General features: G+C 75.5%; 17 protein-coding genes and 1 riboswitch. Of the genes, 3 read left to right on the forward strand and 14 right to left on the reverse strand.

The window, feature by feature from the left end; all coding sequences use genetic code 11:
• Positions 1–114 precede the first annotated feature (114 nt).
• From QQK22_RS06095 to QQK22_RS06120, 6 genes are read right to left on the reverse strand one after another with little or no spacing between them, the layout of a single operon-like run.
• Positions 115–954 carry a hypothetical protein gene (locus QQK22_RS06095; protein ID WP_284250133.1) on the reverse strand — a complete coding sequence of 280 codons (840 nt, stop codon included), beginning with the start codon at positions 952–954 and terminating at the stop codon, positions 115–117.
• On the reverse strand, positions 951–3,863 hold the full coding sequence (locus tag QQK22_RS06100; protein WP_284250135.1) for a DEAD/DEAH box helicase: 2,913 nt from the start codon (positions 3,861–3,863) through the stop codon (positions 951–953). Before QQK22_RS06100 ends, QQK22_RS06095 begins: the two co-directional genes overlap by 4 nt.
• Positions 3,860–4,888 carry a diacylglycerol/lipid kinase family protein gene (locus QQK22_RS06105; protein WP_284250136.1) on the reverse strand — a complete coding sequence of 343 codons (1,029 nt, stop codon included), beginning with the start codon at positions 4,886–4,888 and terminating at the stop codon, positions 3,860–3,862. The genes QQK22_RS06100 and QQK22_RS06105 overlap by 4 nt, the downstream gene beginning before the upstream one ends.
• A gap of 22 nt (positions 4,889–4,910) precedes the next feature.
• Entirely contained in the window at positions 4,911–5,249 is a 339-nt protein-coding gene (locus QQK22_RS06110; protein ID WP_284250137.1) for a hypothetical protein, read from the reverse strand.
• Positions 5,249–6,241 (reverse strand): helix-turn-helix transcriptional regulator, encoded by a 993-nt coding sequence (locus QQK22_RS06115; RefSeq protein WP_284250138.1) that lies wholly within the window; start codon positions 6,239–6,241, stop codon positions 5,249–5,251. Before QQK22_RS06115 ends, QQK22_RS06110 begins: the two co-directional genes overlap by 1 nt.
• The gene (locus tag QQK22_RS06120) at positions 6,234–7,226 is read right to left on the reverse strand and encodes a helix-turn-helix transcriptional regulator (RefSeq protein WP_284250139.1); all 993 of its coding nucleotides are present in this window, start codon (positions 7,224–7,226) and stop codon (positions 6,234–6,236) included. The genes QQK22_RS06115 and QQK22_RS06120 overlap by 8 nt, the downstream gene beginning before the upstream one ends.
• Positions 7,227–7,260: 34 nt before the next feature.
• On the opposite strand from QQK22_RS06120, the gene QQK22_RS06125 reads away from it, so the two are divergent.
• The gene (locus QQK22_RS06125) at positions 7,261–8,790 is read left to right on the forward strand and encodes a DUF3866 family protein (protein WP_348525516.1); all 1,530 of its coding nucleotides are present in this window, start codon (positions 7,261–7,263) and stop codon (positions 8,788–8,790) included.
• A 15-nt stretch (positions 8,791–8,805) separates the two neighbouring features.
• Here the strand turns inward: QQK22_RS06125 and QQK22_RS06135 are convergent, their stop codons facing one another.
• The 8 genes from QQK22_RS06135 to QQK22_RS06170 form a co-directional block, all read right to left on the reverse strand.
• Positions 8,806–10,023 (reverse strand): GNAT family N-acetyltransferase, encoded by a 1,218-nt coding sequence (locus tag QQK22_RS06135; RefSeq protein ID WP_284250140.1) that lies wholly within the window; start codon positions 10,021–10,023, stop codon positions 8,806–8,808.
• Positions 10,020–10,637 (reverse strand): PH domain-containing protein, encoded by a 618-nt coding sequence (locus QQK22_RS06140; protein ID WP_284250141.1) that lies wholly within the window; start codon positions 10,635–10,637, stop codon positions 10,020–10,022. The genes QQK22_RS06135 and QQK22_RS06140 overlap by 4 nt, the downstream gene beginning before the upstream one ends.
• A gap of 6 nt (positions 10,638–10,643) precedes the next feature.
• Positions 10,644–11,486, reverse strand: a complete 843-nt coding sequence (gene hisG / locus QQK22_RS06145; protein WP_284250142.1) for an ATP phosphoribosyltransferase — start codon at positions 11,484–11,486, stop codon at positions 10,644–10,646.
• An 82-nt stretch (positions 11,487–11,568) separates the two neighbouring features.
• Positions 11,569–11,832: a phosphoribosyl-ATP diphosphatase gene (locus QQK22_RS06150; RefSeq protein WP_284250143.1), complete on the reverse strand. Its 264-nt coding sequence runs from the start codon at positions 11,830–11,832 to the stop codon at positions 11,569–11,571.
• 10 nt (positions 11,833–11,842) lie between these two features.
• Complete coding sequence (locus QQK22_RS06155) at positions 11,843–12,172, reverse strand: substrate-binding domain-containing protein (protein WP_284250144.1); 330 nt, start codon at positions 12,170–12,172, stop codon at positions 11,843–11,845.
• Positions 12,169–12,852, reverse strand: a complete 684-nt coding sequence (locus tag QQK22_RS06160; RefSeq protein ID WP_284250145.1) for an ABC transporter substrate-binding protein — start codon at positions 12,850–12,852, stop codon at positions 12,169–12,171. The genes QQK22_RS06155 and QQK22_RS06160 overlap by 4 nt, the downstream gene beginning before the upstream one ends.
• Positions 12,853–12,958: 106 nt before the next feature.
• Complete coding sequence (locus tag QQK22_RS06165; RefSeq protein WP_284250146.1) at positions 12,959–13,768, reverse strand: ABC transporter permease; 810 nt, start codon at positions 13,766–13,768, stop codon at positions 12,959–12,961.
• A gap of 122 nt (positions 13,769–13,890) precedes the next feature.
• A riboswitch (FMN riboswitch) is annotated at positions 13,891–14,034 on the reverse strand.
• Positions 14,035–14,156: 122 nt separating this feature from the next.
• Positions 14,157–14,570 (reverse strand): GNAT family N-acetyltransferase, encoded by a 414-nt coding sequence (locus tag QQK22_RS06170; RefSeq protein ID WP_284250147.1) that lies wholly within the window; start codon positions 14,568–14,570, stop codon positions 14,157–14,159.
• A 145-nt stretch (positions 14,571–14,715) separates the two neighbouring features.
• On the opposite strand from QQK22_RS06170, the gene QQK22_RS06175 reads away from it, so the two are divergent.
• Both QQK22_RS06175 and QQK22_RS06180 read left to right on the forward strand, forming a co-directional pair.
• Positions 14,716–15,609, forward strand: coding sequence for an ATP-grasp domain-containing protein (locus QQK22_RS06175; protein ID WP_284250148.1), 894 nt, complete (start codon positions 14,716–14,718; stop codon positions 15,607–15,609).
• Positions 15,610–16,878: 1,269 nt separating this feature from the next.
• Positions 16,879–17,535 carry a hypothetical protein gene (locus QQK22_RS06180; RefSeq protein WP_284250149.1) on the forward strand — a complete coding sequence of 219 codons (657 nt, stop codon included), beginning with the start codon at positions 16,879–16,881 and terminating at the stop codon, positions 17,533–17,535.
• The last annotated feature ends 140 nt before the right edge of the window (positions 17,536–17,675 follow it).

Consider the following 17,675-nt stretch of genomic DNA (forward strand, 5'->3'; position numbering starts at 1 on the left):
CAGGTCAGCGGCAGCGCCCGGGGCCGCGATCCGATCAGGTCGCCCGGCGTGTCGGGACGGCGTGTCGGACTCCGATCCGCAAGCGCGGCCGACCGTGCGGGTCGCAGCCACCCGTCAGGCCCGGTGCAGCACGACCCCGTCGCGCACGGTGAGCACCGCCACGGGCGCGCGCCACCCGGTCTCGTCCAGACCGCCGAGCCGCGGCAGCGGCGCGAGGCCCGAGCGCGAGTCGAGCGACCACTCCGACCGGCGGGCGTCGGCCGCCTGGGTGACGAGCTCCTCGGCGTCCCACACCACGGCGGTCGCCGGAGCACCCACGGCCAGCCGCCCGAGGGTCGGACCGTCGGGCCGCGCACTCGCCCGCCACGCCCCGCGGGTGTGGGCCAGGAAGGCGGCTCGGGCCGACAGACCGGCGGCCAGGGCGTGCTGCACGCGGTGCCACGGCCCGCCGTCCGGCGTCGCGAGCCCGAGGGCGAGCGGGACGCCGGCCGAGGCGAGCGCGGCCAGGTCGAGGCGGGTGGTCGTGGGGTCGAGGCAGACCACCGTGCCCGGGTCCAGCGCGTCCAGCTCGGCGGCGTCCCCCACGACGGCGGCCCACGGTGCACGCGAGTCCGACGACAGCGACGCGACGACGCCCTGCCCGGCCAGCGCGGACCCGGAGGCGCCGCTGCCGCCGACGGCGTCCACGAAGGCGGGGGTCAGGAGCGCACCGGCGAGGTCGACGACCTCGAGCCCGCCGCCGTCGCGCTCCGCCGCGCGCACCTGCGCGTCCGCGCCGGTCTCGTCACCGAGCCACATCACGGCGCCGGCGGCCAGGAGGATCGCGGTGGCGAACCGGTCGGCGTCGGAGTAGACGGTCCCGTTCCGGAACAGGGTCGGATCGGCGGGACCGCCCGCCGGGGCCGGTGCGGCGGGGGCCGACGCGTCGAGGCGGCTGGGGTGGGATCCGGTCACACGAGCTCCTGGGCGACGACGCCGCGCCGCACGAGGTCCATGGCCTCGCGGGCGTGCCGGCGCAGGGTGGGCGACGGGGCGGCGCCCGCCATCTGGTCGAGGACGTCGAGGACCTGCTTGCACCAGCGGACGAAGTCGCCGGCGGCCAGGTCCCCGTGGCTGAGCACGTCACCGAGGCTCTCGCCCCGCGCCCAGCGGTGCGCCAGGCGCACGAACCCGGTGTCGACCGGCGGGGCCGGCGTCAGGCCCGCCTCGCGCTCGAGCGCGTCGACCTGGGCGGCGATCCGGGTGGTGGCCTCGAGCGCCTGCGTGAGGCGTGAGGAGACGCCGGGGACGGCACGCGGCCCGCCGTCGTCGTCGCCCCGGGAGGAGTACACGATCGTGGTCGCGACGGCGGCGAGCTCGGCGGCGTCGAGCTGGTCCCACGCGCCGGAGGCGAGGCACTGCGCGAGGACCAGGTCGCGCTCGGCGTAGATGCGTCGCAGCCAGCGCCCGGAGGCCGTGACGTGCGTGGCGGGTGCCGACTCGGGCCCGGCATTCGGCTCGGGCGCGTCGTCGTCGCGCTCGAGGTAGCCGAGCTCGAGCAGCACCTCGCACACCCGGTCGAAGTCGCGCGCGATCGACGCGGTCCGGCTCGCGATGCGGGCGCTGAGGCGGTCGTGGTCGGCCTGCAGCCCCTCCGCGCGTCGGGCCCACCGCAGGTGGTCCTCGCGCTCCGGGCAGCCGTGGCACGGGTGCGCGCGCAGCGCGGCCCGCAGCCGCGCGATGTCGTCGGTCGTGCCCGGCGCGGTCGCGGCGCCGGCCGCGTCGGCCCGCGGTGCCGCCTTCCCGGAGAAACCCGCTGCGAGCGCGTTGCGCAGGCTCGAGGCGAGGTCGCGGCGCGCCTGCGCGTCCCGCGCGGTGAACGCGCGCGGCACCTTCACGCGGCCGACGACGCTGACGCCGTGCGGTGCGTCGTGCGCCGTGAGCGTGCGCACCTGGCGCTCCTCACCGAGCACCTGCGGCTGGGGTCCGTCGAACCCCGGCGTACCGGGGTCGACCACCACGACCCACGCCGAGCGCCGACCGCGCGCGATCTCGAGCACGTCACCGGTCCGCAGCCCGGCGAGCGACTCGGCGGCCGCGCGCCGGCGCGCCTGGGACCGCTGCCGCTGCCCGTCCGCCTCGACGTCGGACAGGCGGCGCTGCAGGTCGAGGTAGGCGCCGATGTCCCCGCGGTCGCACGCCATCGACTCGCGGTAGCCCGCGAGCGCGTCCTCGTGCTTGCGCAGCTGCCGCGCCAGCCCCACCACGGAGCGGTCGGCCTGGAACTGGGCGAAGGACTGCTCGAGGATGTCGCGCACGCGCCCGTACGGCGCCGTCGTCAGGAGGTTGACCGCCATGTTGTAGGTCGGCGTGAACCGGGACCGCAGCGGGTAGGTGCGTCGGGAGGCGAGCCCGGCCACCGCGTTCGGGTCGACCCCGGAGGCGTAGAGCACGACCGCGTGGCCCTCGACGTCGATCCCGCGGCGCCCCGCGCGGCCCGTCAGCTGCGTGTACTCCCCCGGCGTGAGGGCGGCGTGCTCGCGCCCGTCCCACTTCACCAGGCGCTCGACGACGACGGAGCGCGCCGGCATGTTCACACCCAGCGCGAGCGTCTCGGTCGCGAACACCACCTTGACGAGGCCGGCGCCGAACAGCGCCTCGACCGCTTCCTTGAAGACCGGCAGCAGACCGGCGTGGTGCGCCGCGACCCCGCGCATCGCGGCGGCCGCGAAGGAGGAGAAGCCGACGGCGTCGAGGTCCTCCGCGGGGATCCGCACCGAGGTCTGCTCGAGGATCTCGCCGATCTCGCGCTGCTCGGCCTGCGTCGTCAGCCGGATGCCGGAGGCGAGGACCTGGTCGACGGCGGCCTCGCAGCCGGCGCGCGAGAACACGAACACGATGGCCGGCAGCAGCGCGGCGACGTCGAGGCGCTCGATGACGGTGTCGCGGCGCGGCGGTCGCACCCCGCCGGCCCTGTCCGAGCGGCCGCGCGGCGAGCCGTGGCCGCCGCGGTCGGGCCGTCCGCCCCGACCGCGGCCCCGGTGCGCGGCCGACCCCCGAGAACCGCGTCCGCCGTGACCGCCGCCGTCGCCGTCGCCGGGGCCGACGGCGCTGCGCTCGGCCCGCCGGACGGCCTCCACGAGGTCGGGATTCAGCACGGCGCCCGCGGGATCGGTGCCGTCGGAGCGGGTGGTGTAGAGGTCGACGACCTCGCTGCGCACCATCATGTGCTGCCACAGCGGGACGGGCCGGTGCTCGGAGACGACGACCGCCGTCGTGCCCCGCACCGCGGTGAGCCACTGACCGAACTCCTCGGCGTTGGACACGGTCGCGGACAGCGAGACCAGCCGCACGGTCGGCACGAGCAGGAGGATGACCTCCTCCCACACGGGGCCGCGGAACGCGTCGGCGAGGTAGTGCACCTCGTCCATGACGACGTAGCCGAGGTCGGTGAGCGCGGACGAGCCCGCGTAGATCATGTTGCGCAGCACCTCGGTCGTCATGACGACGACGGGTGCGTCCGCGTTCACCGAGACGTCACCGGTCAGCAGGCCCACGCGGTCCGCGCCGTGCACGCGGGCGAGGTCGAGGTACTTCTGGTTCGACAGGGCCTTGATCGGCGTGGTGTAGAAGGCCTTGCGCCCGGACGCGAGCGCGAGGTGGACGGCGCACTCCCCCACGACGGTCTTGCCCGCCCCGGTCGGGGCCGCCACCAGCACGTCCTGCCCCGAGGCGAGGTGCCGGCAGGACTCGCTCTGGAAGTCGTCCAGGGGGAAGTCGAGCGAGCGCTCGAAGTCCTCCAGCGCCTGCGCGAGCGGCCCCATCGCGGAGGTCTGCTTCGCCCGACGGCGCGAGGCCGCGTACCGCTCGGCCGGAGAGCTCATGGCTCCACCCTAGGCGAGCACCCGCAGCGCTCCCGCCACGACGCGCACCCGCAGCGGCACGTGCCCGACCGGCTCGCCGTCGGCGTGCACGAGGGTGCGGGGGCGGGTGGCCGACGGCGTCCACCCGCCCGACCGGTACCGGCGCCCGTGCTCGTGCTCTCGCCACGGAGGAGCAGCACCTCGCTCGCGCGCGTGACCTGGACGACCGGGTGGCCCACGTGCGTGCCCGCGTACACGCGCGGGAAGATCACCGCCAGGGTGCGGCGCGGGATGGTCCGGGCGGTGACCACCTCGAGCAGCCCGTCGGTCCACGACGCGTCCGGCGCGATGCGCATGCCGCCACCGATCGAGCGCGTGTTGGCGACGGCGACGAGGGTGCCGGCTCCTCCCGCGTCCGCGCCGTCGGCCACGACGCGGATCGCGAACCCGCGGAAACCCGCGAGCTCGACCGCGAGGGCGACCACGTAGCGCAGCGGTCCCCGCGGCCACCGCAGCCGGTTGGCGCGGGCGTTCACCGCCGCGTCGATCCCCGCGCTGAGGACACCCACGAAGTAGCGGCGGTGCGGCGGGGCGACGCCGCCGTCCTCAGCGTCGCCGTCGCCACCCTCGCCCGCCCTCCCGACGACGCCGACGTCCACCACCTGCGGCGGACGGGCCAGCGCGGCGAGCAGTCGCGCGACCGCGGCGACCGGGTCACGACGCGGGAGCCCGAGCGCCCGCGCGGTGTCGTCACCGGTCCCGGCGGGCACGAGACCGAGCGGCACGTGCGGAGCGTGCGCGAGGATCGCGTTCGCGGCGAGGTTCACGACGCCGTCGCCCCCCACCGCGACGAGGGCGAGGTCGTCCCCCGTGCCGCCGCCCAGCAGGAACTCCCGCGCGCTCCCGGCCGCGGCCCCGCCGTCGGACGCGGTGAGGTCGACGACGTCGTGCCCCGCAGCCCGCAGCTGCTCGAGGGCGACCCGACCGACCCCGGCCGCCCGGCCCCGCCCCGCCGTGGGGTTGACCAGCAGCCCGATACGCGTCACGGTCCGACTCCCCTCGCGCCCCTCAGGCCCCGGTGTCGCCGGTGATGTCCGCCCAGCGCCGGCTCGCGCGCTCGTGGCGCTCGACCTTGCGCGCGCGCCGCACCGAGCGCACCTGCGCGCGTACACCGCGCAGCTGCTCGCGCCGGGCGTCGTCCGCGGTGATCTCGGGGACGATCGCGCCGCCGGCCGCCGCGAGCTCCTCGAGCTCGGCGAGCCGCGTCTCGAGGCGCTCGAGCACCTGCTGCGCCCGCCCCACCTCGGCCATCAGCGCGCGGAAGGACCGGTACAGGCGCCACCCGATCAGCGCGAGCACCCCGAGCGCGGCCACCGCCAGCACGAGCCAGATCAACCACCAGGGCATCAGCCCACCTCCTCGTCGGCTGTCAGGGGATAGGCCGTCAGGGCGGCGGACGCGCGCCCGGCGATCGCGGCGGCGACGTCCGCGGGCTCCAGGCCGAGCACGTCGGGGCCGAGGTCGAGCACCAGCCGGGCGAGCCAGGCCTCGTCGGCGACGTCGAGCGCGACGACGATGCGCGCGTCGTCCTCGGCGACGACCTCGCCGCCGAACCGCTCCGCCACCCACCGGCTGCGCGGTGTCAGCGCGAGCCGGGCGCTCAGCGCCCCGGACTCGGGGCGGACGCGACCCGTGCCGGGTGCGACCTCGTGCGCGGCCGCGGCCACGCCGGTGCGGGTGATCTCGCCGACCCGGTCGAGGCGGAAGTGCCGCACGCCGTCGGCCAGCAGGCACCAGCCGCGCAGGAACCACGACTCGCCGTCGCTGAGCAGCTCGAGCGGGTCGACGTCGCGCTCGGTCGTGGCGTCTGACGCCGCGGTGTAGCGCAGGTGGACGCGCTCACGCGCCGCGAGGGCCGCGCGGGCGACCGCCAGGACACGGGCGAGGTGGTCCTCGAGCGGCGCGTCGACGGCGTCGGCCCGCTCGAGCGCGACGGCGTCGGCCGCCTGTGCGGCGTCGCCCGCCGCGGCGGTCAGCTTGGCCAGGGCGGAGGCGACGGCCGGGTCCGCACCCATGCCCGGCAGGTTCGCGAGGGCACGCAGCGCGACGATGAGCGCGACGGCCTCGCCGGGGCCGAGGCGCAGCGGCCGGTCCATGCCGCGGGCGTTCGTCAGCGTGATGCGCTGCGCGTCGTAGGAGTCGGCCGAGAAGTCCAGCAGGTCGTCGGGCTGGTAGCCGGGCGTGCCGGAGACCCAGAGCGTGTCGACGTCCTTCATGATCTGCGCCTGCGGCACGCCGAAGTGCTCGGCGAGCTCCGCGACGGGGACGTCGTCGCGCTCGGCGAGGTAGGCCACCATCGCGAGGAGGCGCGCGAGTCGGGTCGAGGTCGGTTCAGCCACGGGGCGCCTCCGGGCCGGCGAGCGCCGCCGCCGCGCGCAGGCGGCTCACGACGGCGTCGCGCAGGTGGGGCGGGTCCAGCACGACGACGGCGTCGGTGTGACCCGCGAGGAGGCCGGCGAGGTCCTCGACGTCGCCGACCGGCAGCGCGAGGAGGTCCCAGCCCGCCCAGCGCCCGTCGCCGGTCGTGACCGACGTCGCGCGCAGCCGCACCTGCGCCGCGCGCTCCGGGCGGACGGCGACCCGCGCCGTCGAGGTCGTCCCACTCGCGCCGTCGACCGACGCGGCGCCTTCGTCGGTCGCCGCGGACCGCGGGTGCACCGCGGACCCCGCCGCGCCGACCCGCACCGCACCGGTGATGCGCGTGAGGCGGAAGAGCCGCTCGGCGTCGCGCACGAGGTCGTGCCCGAGCACGTACCAGGCGCCGTCGCGCACCACCAGCCGCCACGGCTCGACGCGTCGCTGGGACGCGGCGCGCGACGTCGCCGCCCGGTAGGTGAACGTCACGACGGCGCGGTCGGCGATCGCGCTGAGCAGCGGGTCGAACGTGGCCGACGGCGGCGGGATCCGGAGCACGTGACCGCTGAGCTCGCCCGAGGCGGCCGGGGAAACGGCGCGCAGCTTGGTCAGCGCGCGGCGGGCGGGCAGGTCGAGGTGCTCGCCGTCCCAGACCTGGGCGGCGACGCTGAGGACGCCGATCTCGGCGGGGGTGAGGTCGACGTGGGGCAGGTCGTACCCGTCCAGGTCGATGCGGTAGCCGATGTCGTCGCCGTGGGCGTCGTCGGTGAGCGTGACGAGCGGGATGCCGAGCTCGCGCAGCGTGACCTTGTCCCGCTCGAACATCCGCTCGAACGCGTCGTCGTTGCCGGCGTGGGAGTAGCCGTTGACGTGGCGGCGCACGTCGGCCTTCGTCATGCGGTGCTCGGTGTGGGTGAGCGCGATGACGAGGTCGAGCAGCCGTTCCGCCGGCGTCACCGTTGTGGACATCGCCTCCAGCCTAGTGGGCGGCATGATGGGGGCCATGATCATCTGGCGCGACGGCGTGGTGACCGGCACCGGAGCGGCGTGGCGGGGGGCGCTGGAGCTGCAGGTCGAGATCGCGGCCGGACCGGCCGAGCCGGCCGCCGTCGGGCCGGGGACCAGCGTCAAGGCCCTCGCCTACACGGACCTCGTCGGGACGCCGGCCGTCGGTGACCGCGTCAGCCTCACGTGCTCGGCGCTGGCACGCGGCCTGGGGACGGGCGGCTACGCGATGGTCGCCGCGGTCCCCGACGCCCTTCCCGCTGACCCGCCCGCCTCCCCCGGGCACCTCGTGAAGGCGCGGTACACACCGCTGCAGCCGATGGTGCTGGGCGTGGACGAGCAGGAGTCCGACGCGCACGCCCTCCTGACCGACGCGGACGACCTGGGCGGGATACCCGTCGTCGTCGCCGACCTGCACTCCGCCGTCCCCGCGATCCTGGCCGGGATGCGCGCCGAGGCCGCGGCGGCCGACCGTCCGGCCCCGCGCGTGGCCTACCTCATGACCGACGGCGGCGCGCTGCCCGCGTGGTTCTCGCGCTCGCTCGCACGGCTGCGGGAGACCGGGTGGCTGGAGGCGTCGATCACGGTCGGGCAGGCGTTCGGCGGCGATCTCGAGGCCGTCACCGTCCACTCGGGTCTGCTGGCGGCGCGGCACGTGCTGGGGGTCGACGCCGTCGTCGTCGCGCAGGGGCCCGGCAATCTCGGCACGGGGACGCGCTGGGGGTTCTCCGGCGTGGCGGCGGGCGAGGTGCTGAACGCGGCGGGGGTCCTGCGCGGTCGCGGGATCGCGTCGCTGCGGGTGTCCGACGCCGACGCGCGCGGGCGGCACCGCGGAGTGTCGCACCACAGCGCGACCGCCTACGGGCGCGTCGCCCTGGCGGCCTCCGACGTCGTCGTGCCGTCGGCGTACGGGGCGGACGTCCCCGGTTGGAGCGGGGCGCTGCAGGACGACGTCGTGGCCGCGGCCCGCGCGATCACGCACCCGCGCACGCCGCACCGGTTCGTGGCCCAGCCGCTGGCCGGGCTGACGGAGGCCCTGGCCGAGGTCCCGGTACGGCTGTCGACGATGGGGCGGTCGATCGAGCAGGACCCCTCGCCGTTCCTCGCGGCGGCCGCGGCCGGGCGCTGGGCCGCGCGGCTGCTCGCCCCCGTCACCGGGACGGTGCACCACCTGGCGCTGGCCGCGGACTGGGACGACGCCGTCTCGGGCGGCACCTACGCCGTCTCGACCCGGGGTGTGCCGCTCGCGGCGCAGGGGTTCGTGCACGCCTCGCGCGCGGACCAGGTCGACGGCGTGGCCGACGCCTTCTACGCGGACCTCGCGGACGGCGGTGCGGTGCTGCTCGACGTCGACGCGGACGCGCTGCGCGAGGCGGGCGTCGCCGTCGTGGCCGAACCGGGCGACCCGCGCAACGCGTCACCGCGGGCGGAGCGGTTCCCGCACGTCTACGGCGCGATCCCGACGGCGGCGGTGCGCGCCGTGCGGCCGTGGCGCGGGAGCGTGCGGGCGACCGACGACGTCAGCTGACCGAGACGAACCTGGTCAGCTGACGGCGACGTCGCGGTGCCACGACTGGGTCGTGTACCGCGTCTCCCACCCGAGCGAGCGGTAGAGCCCGTGGGCGCCCGTGGGCGAGTCGGCGTCGACCTCGAGCGCGACGCGGTCGCGACCGCGCGCGACGGCGTCGGCCACCACCGAGTGCAGCAGCCCCTTGGCGACCCCGCGCCCGCGGGCGGCCTCGAGGACGCCGAGGTAGGAGACGTAGGAGCCGTCGGGGGACGGACCGCTCCCGGAGACGGTCGCAACCAGGGCGCCGACCGGACGAGGCGCGGCGTGGCCGTCGGTCGCGTCGTCGTCGAGCAGCTCGGCCAGCCACCAGTGGTCCCAGCGGTGACCAGGGTCCTCGCGCAACCGGTGGAGGAACTCGTCGAAGCTCTCCTCCCACGAGTTGAAGTGGTCGGCGAACGCGCCCTCGAGCACCGCGTGGACGTCACGGAGGTCGCCCGCGTGCGGCATCCCGTCACCCTCGCGGCGCACGAGGCGGAAGCGCACGCCCCGGCGCTCCCAGCTCGCGGGGTCGGGGACCAGGTCGACGTCGGAGGCGTGGGCTGCGCGCCCCATCTGCCACCAGGTGCGGGCGAGCGCGAACCCGGAGCCGCCGAGCCAGGCGTGCTGCCGGTCGTCGGCGGCGAAGGCGCCGGTGTCGATCTGCTGCACCGCGATGCCGCGGGCGCGTCCGACCGTGACCGCCTGCGCGACCGCCCAGGTGATCAGGACGGCGGACGCGGCGTCGGCGACCTCGGTGACGAGGTCGCGCGCGACGACGTGCACGAAGAGCATCCGCCCGCCCGCGCGGTCGTGCACGCTCCCCCACGCCCGGACCGCGCCGTCCGGGTCGAGCAGGACGACGTTCGCGCGGGTGCGCTCGGCGTCGGGGCCGACCTCGGCGGCGACGACCGACTCGTCCGCACCCGGCCAGCCGCGTCCGTGCTCCTCGTGCTCGCGCAGCAGGGACGTCAGCGCGGCGACGACGGCGGGGTCGGTGCCGTCGGGTCGCACGAGCGACCAGCCCGCCGGGAGGCGTCCGACGAGCGCGTCGAGCTCGGCCGCCTGGTCGGCGGGCAGGTCGCTCGGCGCGGCGGCGAACCGCGAGGTCGGCGGGAGCCCTCCTGCCCGGGTGCTGATGCCGGTGTCAGCACCGGTGTCGGTGGTGGTGGTGGTGTCGGGCGGGATCGGGGGCGTGGTCGGGGGCGTGGTCACGGTCGATCCTCCTCGTGAGGTTCAGGTTGGTCGGGGTCGGCGTCGGCGGTGGAGGGACCGGCGGCGGGCTGGTCGGGGGCGGGCCCGTCGGGGGCTGGGTGCTCGGGTGGCGCGCCACGCTCGGGCGCCGTGCCGTAGGCGTCCACGAGCGCCGCGAGCCGCTGCGCCGCGGCCGTGGCGGCCCGACCGTCGGCCCGCTGGATGGCCATCACGGCGATCTCGTCACCGTCGGCGAGGTCGAGCTGCGCCCACGCGCGGTCCGCGGAGTAGCGGACAGAGATGATCTCGGCCCACTCGAGCCGGCGCGTGGTCAGGAGGTTACGCACCACGAGGCCACGGGGGTCGGGGACGGCGCTCACGGTCGCCTGGCGCCACAGGATCCCCCAGAGCACACCGCAGAACGCGATCATCAGCAGGTAGTCCAGCGGCCCGAGCCGGGTGGCGGAGTTCGGCCGGACGAAGGCGAACAGCGCCACGACGGCGACGAGCACGACCACCGCCAGCACCGCCGCGACCACCTTCGCGCCGCGGGGCGCGAACGGCGCCCACCGGTCGTGCCCGGCGAGCGGACGGTGACGGTGGGGGCGGTCGGGACGGGGGTGCTGCTCGGTCACGGCGACCTACAGGCGCGTGGCGTGGATCTGGGTCACGAGGATGGCCCGGGCGCCGATCTCGTAGAGCTCGTCCATGATGCGGTGGCTCGCCCGGCGGGGAACCATCACGCGCACGGCCGCCCACTCGCGATCGTGCAGCGGCGAGACGGTGGGCGACTCGAGCCCGGGCGAGACCTCGACGGCGCGCGCGACCAGGTCCGCCGGGATGTCGTAGTCCATGAGCACGTACTCGCGCGCCGTCAGCACGCCGGCGATGCGGCGGTCGAGCGTGTCGAAACCGGCGCGCGGCTCGCCCGGCGGGCGGATCAGCACGGCCTCGGAGGCGAGGATCTGGTCGCCGAAGGTGGCCAGCCCTGCCGCGCGCAGCGTCGAGCCGGTCTCGACCACGTCGGCGACGGCGTCGGCCACCCCGAGCTGCACGGTGGACTCGATCGCGCCGTCGAGACGCACGACGTCGGCCGTGATCCCCCGCTCGGCGAGGTGGCGCTCGACCAGGACCTTGTACGACGTCGCGATCCGGCGGCCCTGGAGGTCCTCGACGCGGGAGATGGACTGCGGCGGCGCGGCGTAGTGGAACCGCGAGCGGGCGAAGCCGAGGGCGCGGTGCTCGATCGCCTCGACCCCGGAGTCGATGAGCAGGTCGCGGCCGGTGATGCCGGCGTCGACCGTGCCGGCGCCGACGTAGACCGCGATGTCGCGCGGTCGGAGGAAGAAGAACTCGACCTCGTTCTCGGCGTCGGTCAGCACGAGCTCGCGGGAGTCACGGCGCTGGCGGTAGCCCGCCTCGGTCAGCATGGTGGTGGCGGGTTCGCTCAGCGAGCCCTTGTTCGGAACGGCGATGCGCAGCACGGGAGGAGCTTCCTGACGGTGGTGGGGTGACGGACGTGGGGTCGGCGACCGGTCGGTCGGCGATCGGTGGGGCGCTTCGTCCTCACAGATGTCGGTACACGTCCTGCAGCGTCAGGCCCTTCGCGATCATCATCACCTGCGCGTGGTAGAGCAGCTGGGACAGCTCGGCGGCCGCCTCGTCGTCGGACTGGAACTCAGCGGCCATCCAGGCCTCCGCGGCCTCCTCGACGAGCTTCTTGCCGATGAAGTGGACGCCGGCGTCGAGCTCCGCCACGGTGCCGGATCCGGCCGGGCGCGTCTGCGCCTTCTCGGAGAGCTCGGCGAACAGGGAATCGAACGTCTTCACGGCCGGCAGTCTACCGGGGCGCGTCCGCGGGGCTCCGGTGACCACCGTCCGGGACGGTGTCGACGATGCCCGCCGCGAGCATCGCCTGCGCCATCGCCTCCCACTGCGCCGGGTCGGTCTCGCCGCTCGTGCTCAGGTACGGGATGGTCGCCTCGAGCACCGCGAGGGCCTCCTGGCGGGCGCCGTCGGTCATGCCCGGGATGACGTCGGCCGCGATCTCGACGGCGGCCTCCGGATCCTCGATCACGGCCTCGACCCCGCGCAGGGTCGCGTCGACGAACGCCTCCTGCTGCTGCGGCGTCAGGTCGGAGGCGTCGGGCACCGCGATGCCCACGCTCACGAGAGCGGGCGGCTCGATCGCCCGGACGGGCTCCCCGCCGCGGCGAGCCGGACCGCGTCGCCGTTGACGTACCCCATCACGGCGTCGACCTCACCGCTCAGGAGGGCGGTCGTCTGCGTGAAGCCGATCGAGGTCACGACGGCGTCGTCCGTCGTCAGACCGCCCGCGTCGAGGATCTCGAGCAGCCCGAGCCAGGTGGAGCCGAACTCGCCGGCCACCCCGATCCGGAGGCCTGCGAGATCGGCGGGGCCGGTCACGTCGGAGTCCTCCGGCACGAGCAGGGCGACCGGCGAGCGTCCGTACAGGGTGGCGATCTGCGCCAGGTCGCCACCGCCGGCCCGCTGCGCGAGGACCTCGTCCCCGCTGGCGACCACGACGTCCTCCTGACCCTGCTCGACCGCCGTGAACAGGCCCTCGTTGGCACCGTGGTGGCGCAGCTCGACGTCGAGACCCGCCTCGTCGTAGTACCCGTTCGCCTCGGCGACGTAGAACGGCGCGAACTGGATGTCGGGGACGTAGGTGAGGCCGAGCGTGACGGGAGCGGCGCCGTCGGTGGGTGTGTCGCCGTCGCCCTCCCCGGTGCAGGCGGTGAGGACCAGGACGGCGGCGACGGCGAGCGCGCCCGAGCGGGTGACGCTCGTGCGGGTGGCGGGGTCGGTGCGGGGGGTGGATCGGGTCACGTCTGGGCTCCAACGGGGATCGGGTGGGTGGTCGTGCGGGTGTGGGTGCTGCGGGGCGACGGCGGTCCGGGAAGAGGGTCGCGAACCACCGGGGCGGGGTGCGTCCTCATCGCCCCGCCATGGAGACGGCGCGCCGCTCGAGGAGACGGACGAGGAGGTAGGCGGTCATCGCCGTCGCGGTGAGGACGACGAGGGTGGCGAAGAGACCGGCGGTGTCGCCGCGGGTGCGCTGGGTCTCCAGCAGCTGTCCCAGTCCGCGGCCGCCGATGACGAACTCCCCCACGACCGCACCGGTCATGGCCAGGGCGACACCGGCGCGGAGTCCGGCCAGCACCTGGCCGAGTGCGAGCGGCGCCTCGATGTGGCGCAGCAGCCGCCACGTCCCGGCGCCGTCCACGCGGGCCGCGGCGAGCACCTCGCGGTCGAGATCGCGCAGCCCCAGCGCGGTGGTGATGACGATCGGGAAGAAGACGAGCAGGGCCGCCAGCAGCGCCGTCGTGCCCGGTCCGTACCCGAACCACAGCACGAGCAGCGGCGCGATCGCGACGGCGGGGACGGCCTGGGACGCGGCCAGGTAGGGCTCGAGCGCGGCCGAGGCGCGGCGCGAGTGGACGATCGTCCACGCCAGCGGGAGGGCGACGACGACGGCGAGTGCGACCCCCTGCGCAGCGACCCCGCCGGTGGCGGAGACGGCCGGCCACAGGTCGCCGGTGCCGGCCAGCTCGACGAGGGCGGTGACGACGGCGGTGGGGGCCGGGAGCAGGAGCGGACCGACGCGGGTGGCGCCCCACGCCCAGACCGCGAGCAGGGCCAGTGCGAGCAGGAGCGCGGGCAGCGCCGTCGTGAGTGCACGGGTGACGGGGCTGCGGGTGGAGTCGCGTCGCATCGCGGGGTGCGGGCGGGTGCTGCCGGTCACGTGGGTCTCCCTCCGGGTAGCGTCGTCGCGTTCCGGGGAGACGGGTGCACACGGGTGCACCACGCAGGTGCGCGGCGTCGCGCGGCCGGGCGTGAACCCGGTCGGCGGAGCGCCGACGCACCTCGTGCATCCTCCCATCCGGACTTTCACCGTCGGTCCTGGAGTTCCACCAGGTCAACCGCGCCCGCCCGCAGCGGAGGCTGCGTGCAGGTGCGGGTCGCGGACTGTCACCGCCGGCTCGGACTTTCACCGACCCCGGAGCACGTGTGTGTTCTGCCGCGATCCTACCGGGCGCCGTCGGGCGACCGGCGCGACGCGGGTGTGACGTCCGCATCGTGGCCTCGAGCGCCCCGCCGCGCGCGGGCAGCCATCACCCCGCGGGCGCTGCTCAGATCCGGACGAACGACCGCAGCGGAGGGTCGACGTCGCGCACCTCCCGCAGCCCCCGGGACTCGTAGAAGAGGCGCTGGCCGGGCTCGGCGTCGGTCAGCAGCACGAGCTGCCGCACGTGCCGGTACCGCTCGAGCACGGCGTCCAGCAGCGCACCCCCGACGCCCTCGCGGCGGACGTCCGGGTGCACGAGGACGTCCTGGAGGTAGGCGATCGTGTGGTCGTCGGAGAGTGTGCGCGCGAGGCCGACCAGGCGGCCGTCCGCCGCCCGTGCCAGCACCACCGTGTGCGAGGCGGCGACGGCGGCCACGAGCGTCTCGGGCGCCTCCGTGTAGGCGGTCCAGCCGACCTCGCGGTAGAGGGTCAGAAGCTCGTCCGGCGTCGGTCGTCCCTCGTCGATGCGGAAGGTCACCGGACCATCCTCACAGGGTCCGGCCGCGCGGCCCGGCCGGGACGGCGCACGGATCGTCCCAACGGCGGGCACGGGCGAGCCGGGACCCGGGGGCGTGGCTACGATCGGACGCCGTCGCCCGGAACGATCACGAGGAGCAGCAGGCATGGCACGTGTGGGCATCGTCGTCACGGACAGCTACCCGATCGAGGACCCCGACGTCGACACGCCGCGGCTGCTCACGGCCCTGCGCGAGCGCGGCGTCGGGGCGGAGGCGGTCGTGTGGCACGACGCGGCGGTCGCGTGGTCGGACTTCGACGTGCTCGTGCTGCGCAGCCCGTGGGACTACCCGTCGCGGGTCGCCGAGTTCGAGGCGTGGTTCACCGAGGTGGCGATGCTGACGCGGGTGCTGAACGAGCCGGCGCTCGTGCACTGGAACCTGGACAAGCGCTACCTCGCCGCTCTCGCCGAGCGAGGGATCGGCGTCGTGCCGACGCGGTACCTGGAGCCGGGTGACGGCGAGGTCGAGGAGGCTGGTTCTGCGCTCGCCGAGCACGGCGACGGCTGGGTGGTGGTGAAGCCGTCGGTGTCGGCCGGGGCGCACGACACCGCGCTGGTCCAGGCCGGTTCGGCGGAGGCGAGAGACCTCGTGGCCAGGATCCTGGGCCGCGGCGCGACGGCGATGCTGCAGCCCGAGGTGCCCGAGCTCTCGCGCGGGCTGGAGAAGGCGCTGTACCTGATCGACGGCGAGATCACGCACGCGATCGCCAAGGGTGCCCTGCTGGAGCGCGGCGGCGGCTTCATCGGCGGCGCGTACCAGGAGACGCCGCAGATCGTGGCGGCGGACGACGACGAGATCGCGTTCGCGCGCGCGGTCATGGCCGCCGTCGCCGCGGAGACGGGCCTGGACGTCCCGCTCTACGCGCGCATCGACACGGTCCGCAGCGCCGAGCACGGCCTGGTGCTGCTGGAGGCGGAGATGTTCGAGCCGACGTTCAACCTCCACCTCGTGCCGGACGTGGTGGAGACCTTCGCGGACGCGGTGCTCGCGAGGCTCTGAGCCCGCGGTGGCGGGCGGTGCGGGCGCGTCGGCCGACGCGCCCAACCCCTCACCCCGCGCACACGTCTGCACGGATCCTGCGGCGGCTCGAGGTGAACCTGTGAAACGGATCCCGCGAGGACTTGCGGAGATCCAGCATGAGTCGCGTGATCACTCCCCTTCCCCGCATCCACGCCGGCGACGTCGCTCGACACACGTGGTGGCGGGCCGCGCTGGTGTGGCCGACCGTCGTGGCCCTGGGGACCCTGGTCCACGATGCGCACCTCTCGTCCGTGACGGTGTCGCTGCTGCTCTCCGCTCTCACCGCCGTGGCGTGGCTCCCGGGGACGATCGGCCTCGGGGTGGTGGCCGGGCTCGCGGCCGAGCACGCCGTCATCACGATGCGCCGTGCGACGCACGGGCGGCCTCGCACCGAGGTCGTGGCGGCCGCCGCTGCGGGGGTCCTCGCCGCGACGGCCGTACACCTCACGGGACTGCAGCTGGTGACCGCGATCACCACCACACCGGGGCCGCCCTGGTGGCAGGTGGTGACGGCGTGGTCGGCGGTGACGCTCACCGGTCTGCGGCGCACGGCACGGGGTCGGCGGACGCGGCGGAGAGCACCCGCGTCGACGCCTCCTCGTGTCCCGCCGCCCCCGCGGGTGCCCGTGCCCGAGCGGACGGTGGTGGCGCTCCCGTCCATGATCTCGGGGAGATGTGCGGTCCGGCCCCGGGAAACGGTCTCACCGGAGCGGCGCACGTCCTCGCCGCCCGCGACGGAGCCGCCGTCGACGGGGGCGTGCTCCCTCGACGAGCGCGCACGGCCGACCGGTGCGTGGCGTGCGACCGGGACCCCGCCGGTGGAGCTCCTGACCGATCTGATGGCGGTGCCTCGCACGTCGCACTACGCACGGGAAGACGTTCTCGTGCTCGACCCCGACTCGAGCGGCCGGAACCCGACCGCGATGGACGTGCCGGCGCCTGGAGGGAGTCGGTCGGGGTCGCGCCCCGTCGGTCGGCCGCAGCTCGATCCTGTCGGGCTGCGGCCGGACCGGGGTGCCAGCGACTCTGCCGCACGGCTCCGGACCACGCCGGTGGCGGTCGAGCGGGCTCGGGTGGGGGTTCGGCGCGGTCGCGCTGCTCGGTCTCGCGTTGTCGCTGGTGGTGATGGTGCAGGTCGGCGGAGAGCTCGAGCACGACGGGGCTGGGACCTGCGCAGCGAGGGCGGAGCCGTCGAACCGCTGCGCCTCCGTGGAGCCGGCGCCGGGGGCCGCCGCCGTCGTCGGCACGGTGACTGGTCTCCTCCTCGTCGGTGGGGGCGCGTGCGGCGCCCTGCTCCTCGTGCGCGAGACGGTCCCGTGGCGGCGTCAGCCGATGGCGACCGTCGTCGTCGGTGCGACAGCAGCCGTGGTCGCCCTGGTCGTCCTCGCACAGTCGGCAGCGATGTCCGATCGCCCGGTCGTGGCGACTGCGGGAACCGACGGTCCCTCGTCGGTCGACCACACCGACGGACAGGCGGGCGGCGGGTCGCCGGACCCGCGTCTCGCGCTGGATCGGTTGCTCACCGTCGCCGACGAGGCGATCGGCGACGCCGCGCTCCGGCCGGTCCCGCTGTCCGTCGAGGAGGCGGAGTGCATGGACGGCGACGGCGTGCCGGGGCGGCGTCTCGAGCTCACCGGACAGTTCACGGCGCACGACCTCGGGACGGCGCGCACGAACGGCGAGTTCCTGGAGTTCACGCGGGAGAACGAGGCGATCGCCGTGACGATCACGGAGGCCTGGGAGGAGGCCGGTCTGCTGGGACCCGCCGAACCCCTCCACGGTGAGTGGTACCAGGGCCCGACCTCGGACGGTCACGGATCGGACGACGTGATCGACCTCGCTCACGTGGGCTTCGCCGAGGGGGTCGGCACTCTTGTCGTCACGTCGACCTGCACCGCACTGTGAGACTGATCGCTGCGCGTCGACGCGCCGAGACCAATGTCGTACGGGGACGGGTCAGTGAAACGTCCGCAGGTGCAGGAACGAACGGACTCGGATCCTGAGGCCGCGCAGAGTCGGACGGGTCCGGCTCCCGAGGGCGGTCA

Source organism: Litorihabitans aurantiacus (genome assembly GCF_030161595.1).
Classification (GTDB): Bacteria; Actinomycetota; Actinomycetes; order Actinomycetales; family Beutenbergiaceae; genus Litorihabitans; species Litorihabitans aurantiacus.

Bases quoted from the DNA above. Each gene is read 5' to 3' on its own strand.
- QQK22_RS06100 (WP_284250135.1), bottom strand. From the start codon at position 3,863: ATGAGCTCTCCGGCCGAGCGGTACGCGGCCTCGCGCCGTCGGGCGAAG.
- QQK22_RS06175 (WP_284250148.1), top strand. From the start codon at position 14,716: ATGGCACGTGTGGGCATCGTCGTCACGGACAGCTACCCGATCGAGGAC.
- QQK22_RS06120 (WP_284250139.1), bottom strand. From the start codon at position 7,226: ATGTCCACAACGGTGACGCCGGCGGAACGGCTGCTCGACCTCGTCATC.
- QQK22_RS06110 (WP_284250137.1), bottom strand. From the start codon at position 5,249: ATGCCCTGGTGGTTGATCTGGCTCGTGCTGGCGGTGGCCGCGCTCGGG.
- QQK22_RS06125 (WP_348525516.1), top strand. From the start codon at position 7,261: ATGATCATCTGGCGCGACGGCGTGGTGACCGGCACCGGAGCGGCGTGG.